This window comes from Jeotgalicoccus psychrophilus DSM 19085 (assembly GCF_000425845.1).
In the GTDB taxonomy this organism is placed as follows: Bacteria; Bacillota; Bacilli; order Staphylococcales; family Salinicoccaceae; genus Jeotgalicoccus; species Jeotgalicoccus psychrophilus.
The window spans coordinates 276,304-294,336 of the sequence record NZ_KE384463.1 but is presented as its reverse complement, the minus strand read 5'-3'; the positions used below and the strand labels follow the sequence as shown (position 1 = coordinate 294,336).

General features: G+C 41.6%; 18 protein-coding genes and 1 riboswitch. Of the genes, 6 read left to right on the top strand and 12 right to left on the bottom strand.

Going from position 1 to position 18,033, the window contains the following annotated elements; all coding sequences use genetic code 11:
* The 3 genes from H625_RS0110225 to H625_RS0110215 all read right to left on the bottom strand — a co-directional run.
* Positions 1–267, bottom strand: a 267-nt coding sequence (locus H625_RS0110225; protein WP_026859820.1) for a helix-turn-helix domain-containing protein, incomplete at its 3' end; no start/stop codon positions are given.
* A gap of 441 nt (positions 268–708) precedes the next feature.
* Positions 709–1,899, bottom strand: coding sequence for a toxic anion resistance protein (locus H625_RS0110220; protein ID WP_026859819.1), 1,191 nt, complete (start codon positions 1,897–1,899; stop codon positions 709–711).
* A 1-nt stretch (position 1,900) separates the two neighbouring features.
* Positions 1,901–2,623 (bottom strand): 5-bromo-4-chloroindolyl phosphate hydrolysis family protein, encoded by a 723-nt coding sequence (locus H625_RS0110215; protein WP_026859818.1) that lies wholly within the window; start codon positions 2,621–2,623, stop codon positions 1,901–1,903.
* Between the two features lie 123 nt (positions 2,624–2,746).
* On the opposite strand from H625_RS0110215, the gene H625_RS0110210 reads away from it, so the two are divergent.
* The 4 genes from H625_RS0110210 to H625_RS0110195 all read left to right on the top strand — a co-directional run bounded on the left by H625_RS0110210 (position 2,747) and on the right by H625_RS0110195 (position 5,492).
* Positions 2,747–3,070, top strand: coding sequence for a DUF1033 family protein (locus tag H625_RS0110210; RefSeq protein WP_026859817.1), 324 nt, complete (start codon positions 2,747–2,749; stop codon positions 3,068–3,070).
* A gap of 87 nt (positions 3,071–3,157) precedes the next feature.
* Positions 3,158–3,358, top strand: a complete 201-nt coding sequence (cspA, locus tag H625_RS0110205) for a cold shock protein CspA (protein ID WP_026859816.1) — start codon at positions 3,158–3,160, stop codon at positions 3,356–3,358.
* A 493-nt stretch (positions 3,359–3,851) separates the two neighbouring features.
* A complete protein-coding gene (locus tag H625_RS0110200) occupies positions 3,852–4,829 on the top strand; it encodes a nuclease-related domain-containing protein (RefSeq protein ID WP_026859815.1) in 978 nt (325 codons plus the stop codon).
* A gap of 327 nt (positions 4,830–5,156) precedes the next feature.
* Positions 5,157–5,492, top strand: coding sequence for a LysR substrate-binding domain-containing protein (locus H625_RS0110195; protein ID WP_026859814.1), 336 nt, complete (start codon positions 5,157–5,159; stop codon positions 5,490–5,492).
* 33 nt (positions 5,493–5,525) lie between these two features.
* Here the strand turns inward: H625_RS0110195 and lysA are convergent, their stop codons facing one another.
* From lysA to H625_RS0110155, 8 genes are all read right to left on the bottom strand, one after another.
* The gene (gene lysA, locus H625_RS0110190) at positions 5,526–6,794 is read right to left on the bottom strand and encodes a diaminopimelate decarboxylase (protein ID WP_026859813.1); all 1,269 of its coding nucleotides are present in this window, start codon (positions 6,792–6,794) and stop codon (positions 5,526–5,528) included.
* Positions 6,784–7,854, bottom strand: coding sequence for an alanine racemase (locus H625_RS0110185; protein ID WP_026859812.1), 1,071 nt, complete (start codon positions 7,852–7,854; stop codon positions 6,784–6,786). Before H625_RS0110185 ends, lysA begins: the two co-directional genes overlap by 11 nt.
* A 19-nt stretch (positions 7,855–7,873) precedes the next feature.
* Positions 7,874–9,025 carry a M20 metallopeptidase family protein gene (locus H625_RS0110180; protein ID WP_026859811.1) on the bottom strand — a complete coding sequence of 384 codons (1,152 nt, stop codon included), beginning with the start codon at positions 9,023–9,025 and terminating at the stop codon, positions 7,874–7,876.
* Positions 9,025–9,741 (bottom strand): 2,3,4,5-tetrahydropyridine-2,6-dicarboxylate N-acetyltransferase, encoded by a 717-nt coding sequence (dapD, locus tag H625_RS0110175; RefSeq protein ID WP_026859810.1) that lies wholly within the window; start codon positions 9,739–9,741, stop codon positions 9,025–9,027. Before dapD ends, H625_RS0110180 begins: the two co-directional genes overlap by 1 nt.
* Before the next feature lie 14 nt (positions 9,742–9,755).
* Positions 9,756–10,469: a 4-hydroxy-tetrahydrodipicolinate reductase gene (gene dapB / locus H625_RS0110170; RefSeq protein WP_026859809.1), complete on the bottom strand. Its 714-nt coding sequence runs from the start codon at positions 10,467–10,469 to the stop codon at positions 9,756–9,758.
* Positions 10,466–11,353, bottom strand: coding sequence for a 4-hydroxy-tetrahydrodipicolinate synthase (gene dapA / locus H625_RS0110165; protein ID WP_026859808.1), 888 nt, complete (start codon positions 11,351–11,353; stop codon positions 10,466–10,468). The genes dapB and dapA overlap by 4 nt, the downstream gene beginning before the upstream one ends.
* A 14-nt stretch (positions 11,354–11,367) precedes the next feature.
* Positions 11,368–12,345 (bottom strand): aspartate-semialdehyde dehydrogenase, encoded by a 978-nt coding sequence (locus H625_RS0110160; protein ID WP_035785732.1) that lies wholly within the window; start codon positions 12,343–12,345, stop codon positions 11,368–11,370.
* A gap of 86 nt (positions 12,346–12,431) precedes the next feature.
* Positions 12,432–12,611, bottom strand: a riboswitch (Lysine riboswitch).
* A gap of 62 nt (positions 12,612–12,673) precedes the next feature.
* Positions 12,674–14,275, bottom strand: a complete 1,602-nt coding sequence (locus H625_RS0110155) for an ABC-F family ATP-binding cassette domain-containing protein (protein ID WP_026859806.1) — start codon at positions 14,273–14,275, stop codon at positions 12,674–12,676.
* A gap of 187 nt (positions 14,276–14,462) precedes the next feature.
* On the opposite strand from H625_RS0110155, the gene H625_RS0110150 reads away from it, so the two are divergent.
* Positions 14,463–15,335 (top strand): CvfB family protein, encoded by an 873-nt coding sequence (locus H625_RS0110150; protein WP_026859805.1) that lies wholly within the window; start codon positions 14,463–14,465, stop codon positions 15,333–15,335.
* Between the two features lie 347 nt (positions 15,336–15,682).
* Here H625_RS0110150 and pepF read toward each other — a convergent pair whose 3' ends face one another.
* A complete protein-coding gene (gene pepF, locus H625_RS0110145) occupies positions 15,683–17,488 on the bottom strand; it encodes an oligoendopeptidase F (RefSeq protein WP_026859804.1) in 1,806 nt (601 codons plus the stop codon).
* Between the two features lie 133 nt (positions 17,489–17,621).
* Here pepF and H625_RS13010 point away from each other — a divergent pair, with 133 nt between their 5' ends.
* Entirely contained in the window at positions 17,622–17,942 is a 321-nt protein-coding gene (locus H625_RS13010) for a hypothetical protein (protein WP_051239060.1), read from the top strand.
* Positions 17,943–18,033: the final 91 nt, after the last annotated feature.

The window sequence follows — 18,033 nt, the reverse complement described above, 5'->3', positions numbered from 1 at the left end:
AAAATGATGCGCTGTATCTTTATAGGACAACAAGTTTTCTTGTCTATAGTCTAAAACAGATCGTTTAAATTCACTAGTATAAGTTGTTTTCGTCATGTGCTTAAGCAGGCTGTCTGGCCCAAACTCATTATAGTTATTCACCCATCTTGTAATTAATGAAGGGTTGATCTGATACTGCTTAGCTAAAGCCTTATATCCACCTTCATTATTAAGGTAGGATTGAACTACTGCCATTTTGAACTCAAAACTATGTTTTTTATTTTTCATAACAAAAACTCCCCTTAAGTTGGATTTAGGTCCAACTTAAGGGGAGCACATCACTTTCCCGTCTCGGAGAGTGGCTTTTTTGCGGGAAATTTTATGGAAGTTCTCAGCAGGGAATGGCGTTTTGAAGATAAACAGCTTTCTCATGTATACCGTTGAAGTGTTGCATAGGCAAGAATAATAATATTAGTTATCGGCCCGATGAAGTCCTCACATCAGGTTGAAATCGATTAATCGACCGCATGAACGCTTCACATACGGTTGCTAATATCTAATCGACCGGATGTATATCTTACATCCGGCCGGAAATATGTATTTAACCGCATGAGATTGTCTCATCGGGACAAAAAGCTTTTTCTTCCCAACTAACGAAGAACCCCCGGTCATAGACAGCACAAAAAATGAGCTCTCTGCCAATAGCAGGGAGCTCATTCAGTATTTCTATTAGTATCTGTGTTTATCTTTAATTTGCAGAAGACGTTCTTTCAATTCTTTCTCCATCGTTACAAGTTCTGCTTCAGCAGATTTACGTTTCTGTGAACCTTCACTCTGAATTCTAAGTGTTTCTTCAATCGTTGTGACTAAGTTATCCTGAGTTATTTTCAGCGTCTCGATATCGACGATACCGCGTTCGTTTTCTGTTGCAGTTCTTAATGAGTTCTGTTTCAGCATCTCACTGTTTTTCGTTAACAAATCATTTGTCGTATTCGTTACTTCACGCTGGGCTTTGGATGCCGACTCCTGACGGAGCAGGGTAAGAGCAATCGCCATCTGATTTTTCCATAATGGAATACTCGTTAAAATTGAACTCTGGATTTTTTCAGCCAGTGTCTGGTTGATATTTTGAATCATGCGGATTTGCGGTGCTGACTGCAATGTAATCTGTCTGGACAGTTTTAAATCATGCACACGCTTCTCTAGACGGTTGATGTACTGCATCATGTCATTTACATCCTGTACGTCCATTTGGTTGCTTGACGAGTCTGCTTCAGCTTTTAAGCGGGGCAGTGTTTCATTCTCGAGTTCTTCCATTTTAAGTTCAGCTGCTGCAATGTAAATATTAATTGCATCGAAGTAATCCTTATTCTGGTTGTAGAGGCCATCGAGCATATTCACATCTTTAATCAGCACTTCTTTTGCGTGCTCAAGCTGGATTGAAATACGGTCCACCTGTGAAGCGATACTCTGATGCTTTGAAATCATTTCGTTAACTGAACGCTTCACACGTCCAAACATACGCTTGAATATATTACTTTTTTCGTTAGTCAGTTCTTCCGGATCAATTTCTTTCAGCTTCTTCATCAGTTCTTCTAATGTTTCACCGATTGGTCCAACGTCTTTTGACTGGACTTCGTTCAGCATCTGATGAGAGAACTTAGACATTGCCTGCTGAGCGTTCGCACCGTAAGTAATCAGTGCATCATTGTTCAGCGGTTCAATTTTATCTTTAATTTCACGAATCGATTTAAGATCAGACTCACTGAACTGGTCTTTGTAAGTCGTCAGCATTTCGCTTTCCTTCGGTTTGTTCGCTGCAGCTTCTTCAGGCTGCAGTATTAAATTATCCTCAGTGTCACTCATTTCTTTAAATGGATCCTTAAGCAACTCATCTTTTAAGTTTCTGTCTTCAGCCATTTCATTCACCCCGATGTACTTTTTCTGTTTCTTTTTCAGTGTTTTTTTTCTTATGCAAATTCACTTTTTCTTTGCCGAGCTTATTACCAAGCGCAGCCTGGCGTTTTTTCGCGCGTGCCGAGTTCATCTTAATCAAATCCCGCTCGACGTTTAAATCCTGGTAGCTACTCTGATTCATATGGGACAAGTTCGACTGCAGTGTACGTTTCAATTCTAACATTGATAAACGTGTCTCGTGCAGCTGAATGCGCTCATCTTTAGTTTTACCCGGCATCTTATGCAGATAAAGATATTTTTCAATCGTGTTAACAGCTGTTTCCAAATTAGAGTGGAAGAACTGCTGAACGCTGTAAAACTGTCTCGGGTCTTCCTCTACAGATGAAATAATCGTTTTAACGATCCGGTTAATATCGAATATCATCTTCGCATCTTTTATCGATCTGATATTCATATAGCTGGAACGCAAACGATTCGTATGCTCCTTCGCCTGAGCGAGCTGTTCTTTTATATATTTGTACTCACTGTTCGTGAGTTTCAATTTCTCTAAATGCTTATTATGTGAAATACGCTGGGCGGGCAGGTAGGATGCACCAAAACCGCCGATACCGACGATGACGTCTAAAAACATATGAATATCGAATACGTTAGACGACAGAACCCACGCAACAAGGCCGGCCGGTACAGCAATCACAGAAGCAATGAAATGTGAATAATTACTCTTCATTGTTCAAAACCCCTTAGTATATATGTGGCTATTTATTATAATTATAAAGCGTTATGCTTGATAATGCTAATTATACGCGTTTATAATGATGAATAATATCGGCTGGGGAATGGAGTTTTAAACATGTATGAAGTCGTGATTGTTAAGGCGGATTATGAAGGCTGGTGGCTCTTCGATGATTGGCAGGAAGATATCATCAGCAGACATCAGTACGATGATATAACTGCAATGATATCTGGCTACAAAGCAATAATAGATCAAATGAAAAATGACTATAACAGTTATGTGCAGGGTAAATATGATTTATACGCATTCTTTAACGCATGCGAGATAGAATTTTGTGAAGACTGCGATGAAGACGTCCAAATATACTATACGCCGATAATGACACAAAATAATGAATTTTATAAAAATGATGAAAAACGTCACAAAATCGTTGGAAATTGACTTGCAATATAACTAAATATATCGTATAATATGAATCATCAGTAAGTTCTTCTTATTGGTAATTTATGTCTTTGGAGGATTTTATTAATGAAACAAGGTACAGTGAAATGGTTTAACGCAGAAAAAGGTTTTGGCTTCATCGAAATTGAAGGAGAAAACGACGTATTCGTACACTTCTCAGCAATTAACCAAGAAGGCTACAAGTCTCTTGAAGAAGGTCAAGCAGTTGAATTTGAAGTAGTTGAAGGCGACCGCGGTCCACAAGCTGCAAACGTTGCTAAACTATAATTATAAATTGATTCATTAGAATAATTTGTAACTTCTAAGCAGGTACCCGGATTTTATCCGGGTACCTGCTTTTTTTGTTGGGATTTCTGTATTTCGAGGTAGTTTTCCCTCTTGAAGTACGACACCTTGGCACTGTCGTATTCCAAGATGCGTTAATGCCCGACACCGTGAGACCGTCGTATTCGAAGGCGTGTTAAAGTCCAACACCGACCCTCTGTCGTACTCCAAGTTGCGTATTCCCGAGGTACAACGATCACCTCATAATTCAGATGATTTAATACATCACTAACCCTTAATTATCCCCCATTATCTATGATAATAGAATACTTTCATCCAAATTTCACCTGCCATATAATTCCATTTATAACTAAAATGGTGTAGAAAGTAAACCAGTTTTGCTATTTTTGTGTTCAAGTAACTTTTTTAAAAGGAAACGCCACTTTTCACCTATATATAGGGTAAGAAGGTTTATATTTTAAAAGGAGGACTTAAGATGTTTATCAATGAAAGAACAAAACCGCATGATTTACTTTTATACGAGGCACTTAGTGCAAGAACCGCATTAACGAAGGAAGAATTCAGAAAATTTAAGACATATAAAAATGGCTATGAAGGGGAGCTGATGTATGACGAGCTCTTTGACAGTATCGGGCATGATAATATTCTGATTTACAGAGATGTTTTTCTTAATATTGATAATTCAGTTACCCAGTATGACAGTTTGATTATTAGTGATAAAGGAATTATTTCAAATGAGATTAAAAATTTCACCGGAAACTGTACCGTTAGAAATGGAAATTGGTTCAGAGGTAATTATCTGATTCCTAATAATGCATTCAGTCAGCTCAACAGGGCAGTCGGAAAACTGATGGAACTTCGTAACTCAGCTAAAGCTGATTTTAACGTCGCCGGAAAGCTGGTTTTTCCAAATGACACGTTCACTTTCCATTCAGACGATCAATCTAATTGGGATAAAATGATACTTCGCTCAGGCATCCGCGACTATTTTCATCAGTTTAACCAGCCGGGAATTACAACAGGAAATAGAGCACAATATATTTCACGGTTAATCAGTGAAAGCATTGTGGAGAATACTTTCTTTAATCCTCAAACGGATAAAACCCGACTGAAATTCGGATTGTACTGTGGAAATTGCGGAAGCTTTAATCTGAGTAAGAAGAGATTTCATCTGACATGCAACAAATGCTGGTGCACAGAATGTAATGAAACACATCTGCTACGTGCGATGAGTGATTATAAATTCTTATTCTATAATCAGCCGATGACCCGTAATAATCTTTTGGAGTTTATTGACAATGATTTACATCATAAAGCTATTTCAAGAGCACTTTTAAAACATTGTTATGTTGATAGAAAAGGAAGAAAGACTGTATATACATTTAAATATTATGATTTTGATGATGCCTTAAAAAAATCTGACGTGTATATGAGATATAAAGACCATATTTGATGAATCCTGTATGATTAGAATTCTTGGGATATGACGGTGAGATGCCGTCGTATCCTAAGTTACGTTAAAAGACTACACCAATCTGACGTCGTATTCCAAGATGCGTTCAAGTACGACACGAAATCACCGTCGTATTCCAAGATGCGTTCAAGTACGACGCGAAATCCTCGTCGTATTCCAAGTTACGTTAAACACCAACAGCGATTCACCGTCGTACCCCAAGCCTTGTCAAAGTACGACAACGAGCCGCCGTCGTACTCCAATTAAGGTGGAATATCCCCCCCGTACAAATCATATAAATATACTGACAGCAGAGTAAACCAGCATATGATTCAAGAAAATAAATATAACCATTTTGTAACTAATGAAAAAGATGCGACATACCGGCAAATGTTCGAATCTTTTGCCAAAGATTCCATAGAGAAAATAACAGAGCTGTGGAGTATCGATGCCATAAAAAGCATTCTGCTGGATGATATCGGCTTTTCAGTCTTGCCTTTAGGAAAAGTAAAAAAAGAGTTGGAATCCGGCAATCTTAAAGTGATCCGTCATAATTTCGAGTTTGATTTATTCCGTTCACTGCTGCTAACGAGAAAGCAGAGCTGGCAAAATCCGCTAGTTGATTTATTTATCGAACAGACAAAAATTCACTTCAAACAATAAAGAAACTCTACCGGGATTTCCGGCTGAGTTTCTTTATCTCACATCATTTTCTATCAATTGTTCCAGTGACTGGCGTTTAATGACCTGACGCACGCCGTTTTCACCGACAAACACGACTGCGGGTTTTCGCATCTGGTTGTAGTTTGATGCCATGGAGTAGTGGTATGCTCCGGTAGTTTTCACAGCGAGCAGATCACCGCGCTGCAAATTGCCCGGCAGCATTTTGTTTTTACCGATTATATCGCCGGACTCGCACAGTTTACCGACAACGTGTGTCGAAACTTCGTCAGCATCCTCATTTGCATCCTTCACAGGCACAACTTCATACTCTGCACCATACAAGGGTGTACGGATGTGATCGCTCATACCGCCATCTATAGAGACGTATTTCGCGACTCCCGGAATATCCTTGATCGTACCGACTTCATAAACGGTAATTGCTGCTTCAGCGGCAATCGAACGTCCCGGTTCAATCATAACATGGGGCAGTTCACGGCCTGATGCACTCACGACTTCTTTTAAGTGACCGATAATCGCATTGAATCCTTCTTCAATCGGGAAACGTACATCTTCCTCGGTATATCTCACACCATAGCCGCCGCCCATATTTAAAATTTCAATATCAATATTATGTTCATCGAGCCAGCTGTAAACATTTGTCACCGCATTAATAAACGGCGCGCTGTCATCGAGCTGTGAACCTAAATGATAGTGAATGCCTTTAAAATGCAGGTATTTACTCGCATTAATATTATCAATCGCACGTTTAGCCGCACCGTTCGACAGTGACAGACCGAATTTGCTGTCTTCCTGTCCGGTTGAAATATAGTCGTGCGTGTTCACTTCAACACTCGGGTTTATACGAATCAGCACGTTTACGTCATCATCCGCGAGCGAGTCAATCAGCTCAATTTCATCAAGCCCGTCGATAATGAAGAAACGCACGCCATGCTGCAAAGCATATTGAAGCTCTTCGGGCGTTTTATTATTCCCGTGAAAATGAATATCCTCAACTGGAAATCCTGCAGCTAAAGCTGTATACAGTTCACCGATTGACACGACATCGAGTTCCATCTTTTGTTCTTCAAGCAGTTTTATCATCTGCACGCTGCTGAAAGCTTTTGATGCGTACGATACAGAGTAAGGAAGATTATGACGCTTTAATACACTGTGATATTTCTGCATCATTCCGGTCATATACGTTTCATCGTAAATGATGACCGGCGTACCGTATTCTGCTGCAATATCACTGATTTTATGTCCTCTTACTTGAAGTTCTCCTGATTGATAATTAAACGTCATAAATAATTTCTCTCCCTAATGATTGATAGTTTAACGCACCGAGCTGTTCAGAATTAGCCCCGACACCGAGATGTGTGTATTTGTCGATGCGGAGTTTCTTGTTATACAGATAAACGGACATGTGTGCCTCTACATCGTCATCGACCAGTACGACCATATGACTCATCATAAGTGCGACGATAGGATAAGTTTTTCCGCCAATTTCACATTCATGGCCGGCACGTGCACGGAGGACACCGTCGCCGTATCCGATATCCACAACTGCAACAGTACAGTCTTCGTCCGCTTTAAAGGCGGCGCCGTAACCGAGCGTCATGCCTGCAGTTAAGCGTCTGAACTGAACAATGGGTGCTGACAGTGTCGACGATTGAACAAAGTCTGTATCGTCTAAATCCGCATACGGTTTCGAACCATAGAGTCCGATGCCTAAGCGCACGTGCGAGTGCTTATCCAAAAGTCCGTCTCTGACATAGCTCGCGCTGTTCTGTGCATGAATAATAGATGGTTTAATTCCGAGCTCCAGCACATCACTGATAAACTGCTCCCACATGCCGCGCTCTGTTTCATAAATGCCGTCGAACTCATCTGAGTAGCCGAAGTGCGTCCAAAGTCCTGTGAAATTGAGCTCAAGATCTGATTCATTCATATCATTTAAAATATACTCAAGTTCCTCTATAGAAGACAGCCCGGAACGGTTAAATAGTCCGGCATATTCTAAATGGATATGTATATCATGCAGCTCGTCTTTATAAGCATCATAATAATCCCGGGAGGGGAGGGTGATATGAAGATTGAACATGCGTGCGCGTTTAAAATCCGTCGTCGGATTCATTAATATAATGTCAACTTTATCTCCGCACATGTGTCTGATTTTAACCGCGTCGTCCACCGAAGTTGTCGCAAACGCACGAATTCCTGAAATCGCAAATGCTTTAACCGCGAATTCCAGTCCATAGTTATATGCATTATTTTTAACGACGGCAATCGTCCGGTCCGTCAGCTGAAACTGACGAGCCTGTTCGATAAACTGCGCTTCATCTATTTGAAAAGTACCACCCATTGCTATTCTCTCCCTGACATTAGTAGTTATTTAACAGCGCTTCATAGTAATCTGCCACTTTAATAAGCACGCGCTCATCAAAGTTAAACGTATCTGTATGAAGGCTTGATGCAAAGCCTTTTTCTAAATTCCTTGCGCCTGCAAAGACAAAATAGGTTTTTGCGATATTGGAATAAAAGCTGAAATCTTCTCCGAATAAATATGGTTTATCTTTCTCTATACCTCGAAGCCCGGCATCCTGAATTGATGATTCGACCATTTCTTTTAATTCCGGATTATTTTTCACTGCGGGATAGCCTTCAGTATAATTCAGTTCAACCGCCGCACCGTATAATAATTCTGCAGCTTCTTTAATTTTAGTCAGCTGAGCTTTAATTACAGCAAGATCTGACGCTTCATAAGTGCGGATTGTCCCGCGGAGCGCTGCGTTTGCAGGTACCGTATTAACAGCTTCACCGGAACTAAGCTGACCCATATGAATAATATTGCGGTTTAAACCGTCTAAATGAAACTGCTGAATATTGCCTACTTCTGCCGCAATTTTTAAGATTGTTTCAAGGGCAGAAACACCCTGATGTTTTTGTGCCACGTGAGCGCTTGAGCCTTTCACTGTAAAGTGAAATTCCGTTGCACTTGCTGTCAGTTCATCATCTCTGTATAAAACGAGTCCTTCATCTTCATCAGGCATTAAATGCACGCCGAAAATCGCAGCGAAATCCGGACGATTAGCCCATGCATTAATCATTAAATTCGCACCGGCATTCGCTTCTTCACTCGGCTGGAAAATAAATACCGAATTATGTTTCAGTTCACCGTTATCCGCCAATGCTTTCGCACGCTGTGCAAATAAAAGAAGGGCAGTGGTATGCCCATCGTGTCCGCACGCGTGCATTACATTATCCACACGGCTTTTATATTCAACATCATTCTGTTCGTGCACCGGCAAGCCGTCTATATCGGCTCTGAAGCCAAGTGTCGTCTTGCTGTTGCCTTCTAAGTAAGCGACGACACCCGTATCCAGCACCCGGCAGGACAGTATACCAATTTCTTCAAGTACAGCAATAATGTACTCAGTTGTTTTATATTCTTTAAGACTTAATTCCGGATGCTGATGCAGATATCTCCGGTGTTCGGTAACGAACTTAAGCTCTTTTTCGTAACGTTCTGACATTAGTCATTCAGCTTTCTAAGCGCCTGTACGATTTCTTTTTTAGAACCGGTAACGTCGCTTGCTTGTTTAATCACACGTGCCGGAGTACCCGCAACGACAGTTCCTGCAGGAACATCTTCAGTAACAATTGCACCAGCTGCAACGATTGCACCTTTACCGACAGTCACACCTTCTAAAATAACAGCGTTCGCGCCGATTAATACATCATCTTCGATAACGACAGGGGACGCGCTTGGCGGTTCAATAACACCAGCAAGTACTGCACCAGCACCAACGTGGACATTTTTACCAGTCGTTGCACGGCCGCCTAACACTGCATTCATATCGATCATCGTGCCTTCACCGACAATTGCGCCGATGTTAATTGACGCGCCCATCATGACAACCGCGCCGTCACCAATTACTGCATGTTCACGAATGAATGCACCCGGTTCGATACGCGCTTTCGTATTCGTTAAGTCCATTAAAGGAATAGCCGAGTTGCGGCGGTCCTGTTCGATAACGATATCTGTCACTTTATCTTCAATTGAAGGATAAAACTTCTGCCAGTCACGCGCATCTGCGAACACAGTTTTTGAATCCTCTGTCCCGAATACTTTAAATGACTCATCGAACTGGACACCTTCAAAGTTTCCGTTAACATAAATTTTAAGCGGTGTTTCTTTCTCCGCGTTTGAAATGTACTGAATGATCTCTTCTGCCGTAAATTTTTTCATTGTGTAAAATCTCCTTAGAATATGTTGTTATAGTCGTAAAATCCGTTTTCTTTGTTTACCAGATTTTCTGCGGCGACAAGGGCACCGTTTGCGAAAATATCTTTCGACTGCGCAATATGTTTCAATTCTATGACTTCATCGAGCCCGGCAAAAATTGCCTCATGCTCGCCGACAATCGTGCCGCCGCGTATTGCGCTGACGCCGATCTCATCTTTCGAACGCGGATTACTGACAGATGACCGGTCGTAGACCGGATAACTGCCGTCACGCATATCAAGTGCCGTATCGAGGAGTTTAACGAGCGTACCGCTCGGTGCATCGACTTTCTTATTATGATGACGCTCAACCAGCTCCAGATCGTAATCACTAAGCTGTGACAGAGCTTCACGGAGCAGTTTGTTTAAGACGTGCACGCCGTAGCTCATATTGGCACTGAAAAATACCGGTGCCTGTGCAGCACGTTCTTTTAAGGCTGAGACAATTTCTTCTTTTTTTCCTGTCGTTGCGACAACGAGGGGAGTCTGGAAGTCTTTTTCAATCAGCGGCTGAATGCGCTCGGGATTGGAAAAGTCAATCGCCACATCCGCATTCGCCTCATCGATATTTGTAAAAGCAGGGTAGTCAGTCTCTCCGGATGAAATCACTCCCGCAATTTCATGTCCGGCTTCACTTGCGAGACGGGCAACGATTTTGTTCATCGTCCCGTAACCGATTAAGAGTATTCTCATACCCTTACACCTTTTCTGAATTCGTTAAATGCATCGACAATCGCCTGTCTTGCATCTTCTTCAAGAGGCAAGAGCGGTAAGCGAAGCTCATAATTACCAAACCCGAGTTCAGCTGTTAAAGCTTTAACCGGAATTGGGTTCACATCAATCTGTACTGCGTTAATTACCGGCATCAGTGAAGCGAAACGCTGTCTTGCTGCAGCGTCGCCTGCAGCAATCCGTTCGTATACTTCCTGCATCTCACATGGAATCACGTTGCCGACAACTGAAATTAATCCTTTGCCGCCGAGTGCAGTAAAGTCGCACAGATTGTCATCGTTGCCGCTGTATAGTGAAAATTCAGAATCAACAAGGTTTAAAACATTGATTGTATAATTTAAATCGCCCACTGCATCTTTCAGTGCAACGATATTTTTGTGCTGGCCTAACTCTAACACTGTTTCAGGATCGATTGACATACCTGTACGTGCCGGCACGTTATATAAAATAACAGGAATATTAATACTGTCAGCAATCGCTGTAAAGTGTGCGATTAAACCGCGCTGATTACTCTTGTTGTAATAAGGCGTAATCAGCATCACTCCGTCAGCACCTGTTTCTTCTGCGAACACCGATAATTCAATCGACTGCTGAGTTGAGTTCGTGCCTGTCCCTGCAATGACCGGTACGCGGCCAGCTGCAGTTTCAACACCGACACGTAAAAGTTCTTTAATTTCTTCCGGCGATAAAGTAGGGGATTCGCCTGTCGTACCATTAATAATTAAACTATGAACATTGTTGTCAATTAAATACTCAATGTGGCTCTGAAAAGCATCGTAGTCTACCTGATTATTTCTAAACGGGGTGGTCATTGCCACGCCGACACCTTCGAAAATCGGACTCATATATATCGCTCTCCTTATTTATTATCTATTAATGATTTCAAAATCTGCACTGTATTCTGTGCTGCGCCCTTTAGAATGTTATCGCCGACACACCATACGTGGAAAGTGTTTTCCAGCGTCGGGTCTTTACGGATACGGCCGACGTAAATTTCGTTTTCGTCTGTCGCTTCAAACGGAGTAGGATAAACACCTTCTGCCGGATTATCCATTAAGACGATATGCGGAATATTTCTAAATGCGTCGCGCACTTCTTCTTCCGTTGCCGCCTTGTCCAATGTCACATTAATCTGTACGCTGTGGCTGGAAATCACCGGTACTCTGACACATGTTGCAGTAACCTGTATGTTATCGTCACCGAGAATTTTCTTCGTTTCATCAATCATTTTGACTTCTTCTTTCGTATAGCCGTCGTCTAAAAATACATCGATCTGCGGAATAACGTTATTGTAAATCGGCTTTGGATAAGTCGTCGGCTCAGCGCCTTTTGCACCTTCTTCAAGATCTCTGATACCGCCAGCGCCGGAGCCTGATACTGATTGATACGTTGCGTAGTGTACGCGTGTGACGCCGAATTTATCGTATAAAGGTTTTAAAGCGATGACCGACTGGATTGTTGAACAGTTCGGATTCGCGATAATTTTACGTTTTAATGATGGTGTGTTAATTTCCGGAACGATTAAATCGATATCTTCATGCATTCTCCAGAAACTTGAATTGTCGATAACGATCGAGCCTGCCGCTTCAAAGAGCGGGGCGAACTTTTCACTCGTAGAACCGCCGGCACTCATAATTACATAATCAAAACCTTCTTTTGTTCTGTCTTCAGTCAGCTCCTGAACTGTAAATGTTTCACCGTTCACTTCAAGTTCCTTGCCGCTTGAGCGTTTAGAAGAGAAGAGTACCAGTTCGTTATAAGGAATCTTATACTGTTCAACCATTTCGAGCATTTTTGTACCGACGACACCTGTTGCACCGACAATTGCGAGTTTCATAAAATACAGCCTCCTAGAAGTTTATCTGAATAAAAATTTACAAATAAAAAAACAAGCCCGGGTACCGGACTTGTTTTAAATTTATATACAAGCGATGCCCTCCATTATTCTTTCGAAAATAATGACAAATCCATAGCTCTTAACCACTAGATCCAACAGTTAACGGCTGCACGTTAACTATTTCGGCATCTCACCCTTTCGTCATATACACTTTTGCAGAAGTTAAGTATATGAGTACTGTTGATTGATGCGCCTCATCCGTTCTATTCAGTTTTTGATGTTGATTGTCATTATACATAACAAAGTATTTAAAGTAAACAGACAATTCCTATTTCTTTATAACACCTTTTTCAATCAGGTAATCTTCGTAGCCGATTTCCTTAACAAGTGCTTTGTTGTCACTTAAATCAAGCACGACATTTGAAATTGTATTTATGAACTCAAGGTCATGTGATGTGAAGATAATTGACCCTTTGAATTTTTTCAGACCGTCGTTGACTGCAGTAATACTTTCTAAGTCAAGGTGGTTAGTCGGCTCATCCATTAAAAGAACGTTCGACTGTGCCAGCATCATTTTGCTGAGCATGGCGCGAACTTTTTCTCCACCGGATAAGACGCTTGCTTTTTTCTTCGCTTCTTCACCGCTGAACAGCATTCTGCCAAGGAAACCTCGCAGGAATGTTTCAGTCTGTTCTTCCGGCGGAGCGTACTGACGCAGCCATTCAACAAGACTTAAGTCGATGCCTTCAAAGAACTCAGAGTTATCTTTCGGGAAGTAACTCTGTGAAGTTGTGACACCCCATGTTACCGTTCCGGCATCTGGAGTAATTTCCCCTGCAAGAATACGCAGAAGGGTAGTGCGCTGCAGTTCCGAACCGCCTGTTAAAATAATTTTGTCGTTCGGTGCCAGTGTGAACGTTAAGTTATCAAGCACTGTTTCGCCATTAATAGAATGACTAAGATCTCTTACTGTTAAAAGTTCATTACCGATTTCTCTTTCAGAAGTGAAGCCGACGAAAGGATAGCGGCGTGAAGAAGGTCTAATATCATCCAGCTCAATTTTTTCGAGCATTTTCTTACGGCTCGTTGCCTGTTTTGATTTCGAAGCGTTGGCGCTGAAACGTGCAACGAAGTCCTTAAGCTCTTTAATTTTTTCTTCTTTTTTCTTGTTTTGATCCTGAGACATTTGTAATGCCATCTGGCTTGACTGGTACCAGAAGTCGTAGTTTCCTACGTATACCTGGATTTTGCCGAAGTCTAAGTCAGCGATATGCGTACATACGTTGTTCAGGAAGTGTCTGTCGTGGGATACGACAATGACAGTGTTTTCAAAGTTAATCAGGAATTCTTCAAGCCACTGAACTGCTTCGATATCAAGTCCGTTTGTAGGCTCATCGAGGAGAAGAACGTCGGGGTTACCGAACAGGCTTTGTGCAAGTAGCACTTTAACTTTTGCCGTGTTATCGATTTCACCCATCGTTTTATCAACTAAGTCGTGCGTGACACCAAGGCCGTGAAGGAGTGTTTCTGCGTCACTTTCAGCAGTCCAGCCGCCCATTTCGCCGTATTCTCCTTCGAGTTCAGCTGCTCTGATTCCATCTTCATCCGAAAAGTCGGGCTTCATGTAAATTTCGTTTTTCTCGTTCATAATAGACCATAATTTTTCATGGCCCATCATTACGATATCTAATACGCGTGTATCTTCATAGCCGAAGTGATCCTGGCGAAGAAAGGCCATGCGCTCGTCCGCGCCTAAAATAACGTGTCCTTCCGAGTCAACTTCACCTGTCAGCACTTTAAGGAAAGTAGACTTCCCGGCACCGTTCGCACCGATTAAACCGTAACAGTTCCCCGGTGTGAATTTAATATTTACATCTTCAAATAATTTTCTGTCTCCAAATCTCAGACTCACTTCGCTTACTTGCAGCATGTGCATTCTCCTTTATATAAAACAATCATTTTTAGTTTACATTCATAAGCGATAATACCATAAATATGGTATTATTTAAATACACCATTATGTTCATCCGTATGCTTACTATTTAAAAACCACAATATTAAACATTAACTGATAAACTAATAATACACAATAGAAACAATATAAATGAGGAGTCTATATGACAAAACTTTCAGGTACTACACAATTTTTAAAAGTGATTAAAAAAGAAGGATCAACTTACACTCTAGTGACAGATGACAACAAGTATATCCGCATGAACAGTTCAGAAATCGAAGGGGATAAAGAATACGAGATCGATGAAGAAATACTTGTATTTATATATCCAAACCGCTCGGGTGAACTGTTCGCAACACCGACTATCCCAAGTATTACTGCTGATAAATTCGGCTACGCTGAAGTCAGCGAAGTAAACCGTGACGGCGCCTACCTCGAAATCGGTTCACCGCGTGAAATTTTAATTCCGTGGATTGATCTTCCGCGCATGAAAGAAGTATGGCCGCAAGTAGGCGATATGGTATACGCAACAATTCGTGTTGAAGCCGACGATCAGATGTTCGGACGCTTAATCAACGAAACTGAAGCAGACGAGAAATTCCAGCCGCTGCAAAAAGAAGACTACGAAACACTTGGCAACAAATGGCTGAAAGGCCGTCCATACCGTCTGTTACGCGTGGGTACATTTATTTTATCCGAAGAAGGATACAAAGTATTCGTCCATGAAACAGAACGTGAACAGGAACCGCGCCTCGGCCAGGAAGTAAGTTTCCGCGTTATCGGCATCAACGAAAAAGGCGAAGTCAACGCATCATTCCTTGAAAAAGCATATAAACGTTTAGGCACAGACGGCGAACGCATCGTAGAATACATGCAGATGCACGGTGACATGATGGAATTCACAGACAAGAGCTCACCGGAAGACATAAAAGCCACATTCAACTTATCAAAAGGCCAGTTCAAACGCGCATTAGGCGGCCTTTTAAAAGAAGGCAAAATCGTATTTGAAAACGGCGCAACACACTTAAAGAAATAAGTTTATATTTATAATATGAAGGCGGAATCCCCTGGAGGGGCTTCCGCTTTTTTGTGCTTTTTATGGCCTATCTCTGATATGAAAGTCGTTTCATTGGTGAGGTAAGCCGGTATCTCTGATATGAGCGCGTTTCATTGGTGAGGTAAGCCGTTACCTCTGATATGAAGTCGTTTCATTGGTGAGATAATTCGTTATCTCTGATATGAAGTCGTTTCATTGGTGAGGTAAGCCGTTACCTCTGATATGAGCGCGTTTCATTGGTGGGATAATCCGTTACCTCTGATATGAGCGCGTTTCATCAAACAAAAAACTGGAAAGGGCGACAAGCCCCTCCAGTTACATAAATTTTATCCTTCGATTTCTTCAGTCAGTGTTTCTAATTCATCGACCAGTTCACCGATATATTTAATCGTGTTTTTCAGCGGCGCGTCTGTTGTAATATCGATGCCTGCCATCTTCGCTAAATCAACCGGCGATTCTTTGCCGCCTGTTTTTAAAACTTTAAGCCATTCGTCGACTGCCGGCTGGCCTTCGTTCAGAATGCGCTGTGACATTTCTGTAGCGATTGTTAATCCTGCAGAGTAAGTGTACGGATAAAGTCCCATATAATAGTGGGGCTGTCTCATCCAAGTAAGCTCCGCGCCTTCAGTGATGTCTACATCGTCACCCCAGAATTTTTCAATGACGCCGCGTTTAATTTCGTTTAATGATTCTGCCGTTACTGATTCGTAGTTATCAACGCGGTTATATACTTCGCGCTGATACGCCGCCTCAAGCAGGTGAGTCACAAAGTTATGGTAGTACGTGCGTGAGATAATCGAACTGATTACCCAGCGTTTAAATTTCGGATCGTCCGAGTTCTTCAGTAAATTATTTGCGACAAGCATTTCGTTCATCGTACTCGGCGCTTCGATAAAGTACATAGAAGGGCGCGTATCAAAAATATTCTGCGCACGGTTTGCGTTATAGAAGTGTCCTGCATGACCAAGTTCATGAGCAAGAACAAAAACTTCTTCCATTAAAGAAGACCACGAAATTAAAATATACGGATGTGAGCCGTAAGGGCTTGAACAGAATGCACCTGTTGATTTCCCTTTATTAATAACGAAGTCAATCCAGCGTTCGTCGTATGCACGGTTAATCATGTCCGTGTAATCTTCCCCCATAATCCCAAGGGCATCAAGAATATACTGGCGTGATTCTTCAACACTGATTTCCGGTTCGCTTGCCGGATCTAATGGAATCTTCAGATCTTCGTAGCGCATTGTATCGAGACCGTGCACTTTTTTAAGAAGCTTAGCGTAACGTCTCATGTGCGGTGCAAGTTCTTCAGTAATCACATCGATCTGACGGTCGTATAATTTACGGTCGACTTTCTGTCCGTGGAGCAGGTAGTCGATGACTGAATCGTAGCCGCGTAAATCCGCCTCAGCTTTTTCCTGTTTTAAATGAATATCGTACGTTCCGGCTGTAGTGTGCTGATACTGACGCAGTGATTCCGAGAATTTCTTAAACGCTGCGCGTCTGACTTCTTTATCAGGATTCGATTCAAGTCCGCCTTCAAATGCTAAATACGATAAAGAATGCTCTTCGCCGTTTGCTGTAAACGTTCCGAAGTCGATATCTAACAGTTTAGTTTTCTGGTATAAATCGTACGGTCCGTTAAAGACAGATGAGAATGAAGCGAGTGCTTTTTCTACGTTCTGGTCAAGCTGGTAGGGTTTATCGCGTAATAAATCTTCAATAAATCCTGTATATTCCTCTTTCTCTTTAGCAATACCTTCTAAGAAAGATTCATCTTTCGCTAATAATTCACTTTGTAAAAAGCTTGTTTTTGCACTTAGATTTGTCCCCGCATTGCCGACAAGTGCACCGAGTTTCTGTGCCTCCTGATCGCTGCGGTCCCCTGATAAACGCAAGTTCGCATATGTACTGATTAAGACAAACTGCTCTAAAATATTGCGGTAAGTGCTGATTGCTTTAACAGCTGCGGCAATATCTTCAATTTGACCCGCAAACTCGAATTCAAAAGAATCCACATTCTGTTTTACAGAGTCAATCGCCGACGTGCACGAATCATCATCCTTGAATAAAAGACTGAGATCCCATGTGTAATTGACATCGGCATCCTGTCTGTTTTGTAACTCTGACATTAAATCATCTCCCTGGTTTTTTATCCCTTTATTACATAACTTATTATACATAAAATTTTGAATATTGTATATTCATTAGAAACTGTGAATGATTTTTAAAAAATGGGGTAATTATTTAAGTAGAGGTGAGAATATGATCAGTGATGTACAGTTTTATATATATACAATTTTAGCAGTGATAATTCTTTCAATGGCCGTCGGCTTTTTCACGAATAAATATCTGCTTATGCCGGTCGTAACTTTCGTCGCAATGGGCATCGCCGCATTTGTACTGCCGAACTTTTACAATAATCTCGCGTGGGAGCCGCTCTTAGGCTATGCTGCATTTTTAGCAGTCTTGTCGTTCGTCTTAACGATGTCGATGTGGGTAGTTAAAAGAAACCGCAAACGCTCAAAAGAAAACCGCGGACCCAATGAAACGATTAACGAAGCAGAGCATAAAAAGGAAATTTAATACGATTAATTAGGACGCTAACTGAGTTGGCGTCTTTTTTGCGGGAAGATTGCGTTGGATTCACAACAGGGAAACACCGTTGTTAACCGGG

Excerpts from the sequence above, each read along its gene's own strand:
- H625_RS0110220 (WP_026859819.1), bottom strand. The coding sequence starts at position 1,899 with ATGGCTGAAGACAGAAACTTAAAAGATGAGTTGCTTAAGGATCCATTT.
- H625_RS0110215 (WP_026859818.1), bottom strand. The coding sequence starts at position 2,623 with ATGAAGAGTAATTATTCACATTTCATTGCTTCTGTGATTGCTGTACCG.
- H625_RS0110210 (WP_026859817.1), top strand. The coding sequence starts at position 2,747 with ATGTATGAAGTCGTGATTGTTAAGGCGGATTATGAAGGCTGGTGGCTC.
- cspA (WP_026859816.1), top strand. The coding sequence starts at position 3,158 with ATGAAACAAGGTACAGTGAAATGGTTTAACGCAGAAAAAGGTTTTGGC.
- H625_RS0110200 (WP_026859815.1), top strand. The coding sequence starts at position 3,852 with ATGTTTATCAATGAAAGAACAAAACCGCATGATTTACTTTTATACGAG.
- H625_RS0110195 (WP_026859814.1), top strand. The coding sequence starts at position 5,157 with ATGATTCAAGAAAATAAATATAACCATTTTGTAACTAATGAAAAAGAT.
- lysA (WP_026859813.1), bottom strand. The coding sequence starts at position 6,794 with ATGACGTTTAATTATCAATCAGGAGAACTTCAAGTAAGAGGACATAAA.
- H625_RS0110185 (WP_026859812.1), bottom strand. The coding sequence starts at position 7,854 with ATGGGTGGTACTTTTCAAATAGATGAAGCGCAGTTTATCGAACAGGCT.
- H625_RS0110180 (WP_026859811.1), bottom strand. The coding sequence starts at position 9,025 with ATGTCAGAACGTTACGAAAAAGAGCTTAAGTTCGTTACCGAACACCGG.
- dapD (WP_026859810.1), bottom strand. The coding sequence starts at position 9,741 with ATGAAAAAATTTACGGCAGAAGAGATCATTCAGTACATTTCAAACGCG.
- dapB (WP_026859809.1), bottom strand. The coding sequence starts at position 10,469 with ATGAGAATACTCTTAATCGGTTACGGGACGATGAACAAAATCGTTGCC.
- dapA (WP_026859808.1), bottom strand. The coding sequence starts at position 11,353 with ATGAGTCCGATTTTCGAAGGTGTCGGCGTGGCAATGACCACCCCGTTT.
- H625_RS0110160 (WP_035785732.1), bottom strand. The coding sequence starts at position 12,345 with ATGAAACTCGCAATTGTCGGTGCAACAGGTGTCGTCGGTACAAAAATG.
- H625_RS0110155 (WP_026859806.1), bottom strand. The coding sequence starts at position 14,275 with ATGCTGCAAGTAAGCGAAGTGAGTCTGAGATTTGGAGACAGAAAATTA.
- H625_RS0110150 (WP_026859805.1), top strand. The coding sequence starts at position 14,463 with ATGACAAAACTTTCAGGTACTACACAATTTTTAAAAGTGATTAAAAAA.
- pepF (WP_026859804.1), bottom strand. The coding sequence starts at position 17,488 with ATGTCAGAGTTACAAAACAGACAGGATGCCGATGTCAATTACACATGG.
- H625_RS13010 (WP_051239060.1), top strand. The coding sequence starts at position 17,622 with ATGATCAGTGATGTACAGTTTTATATATATACAATTTTAGCAGTGATA.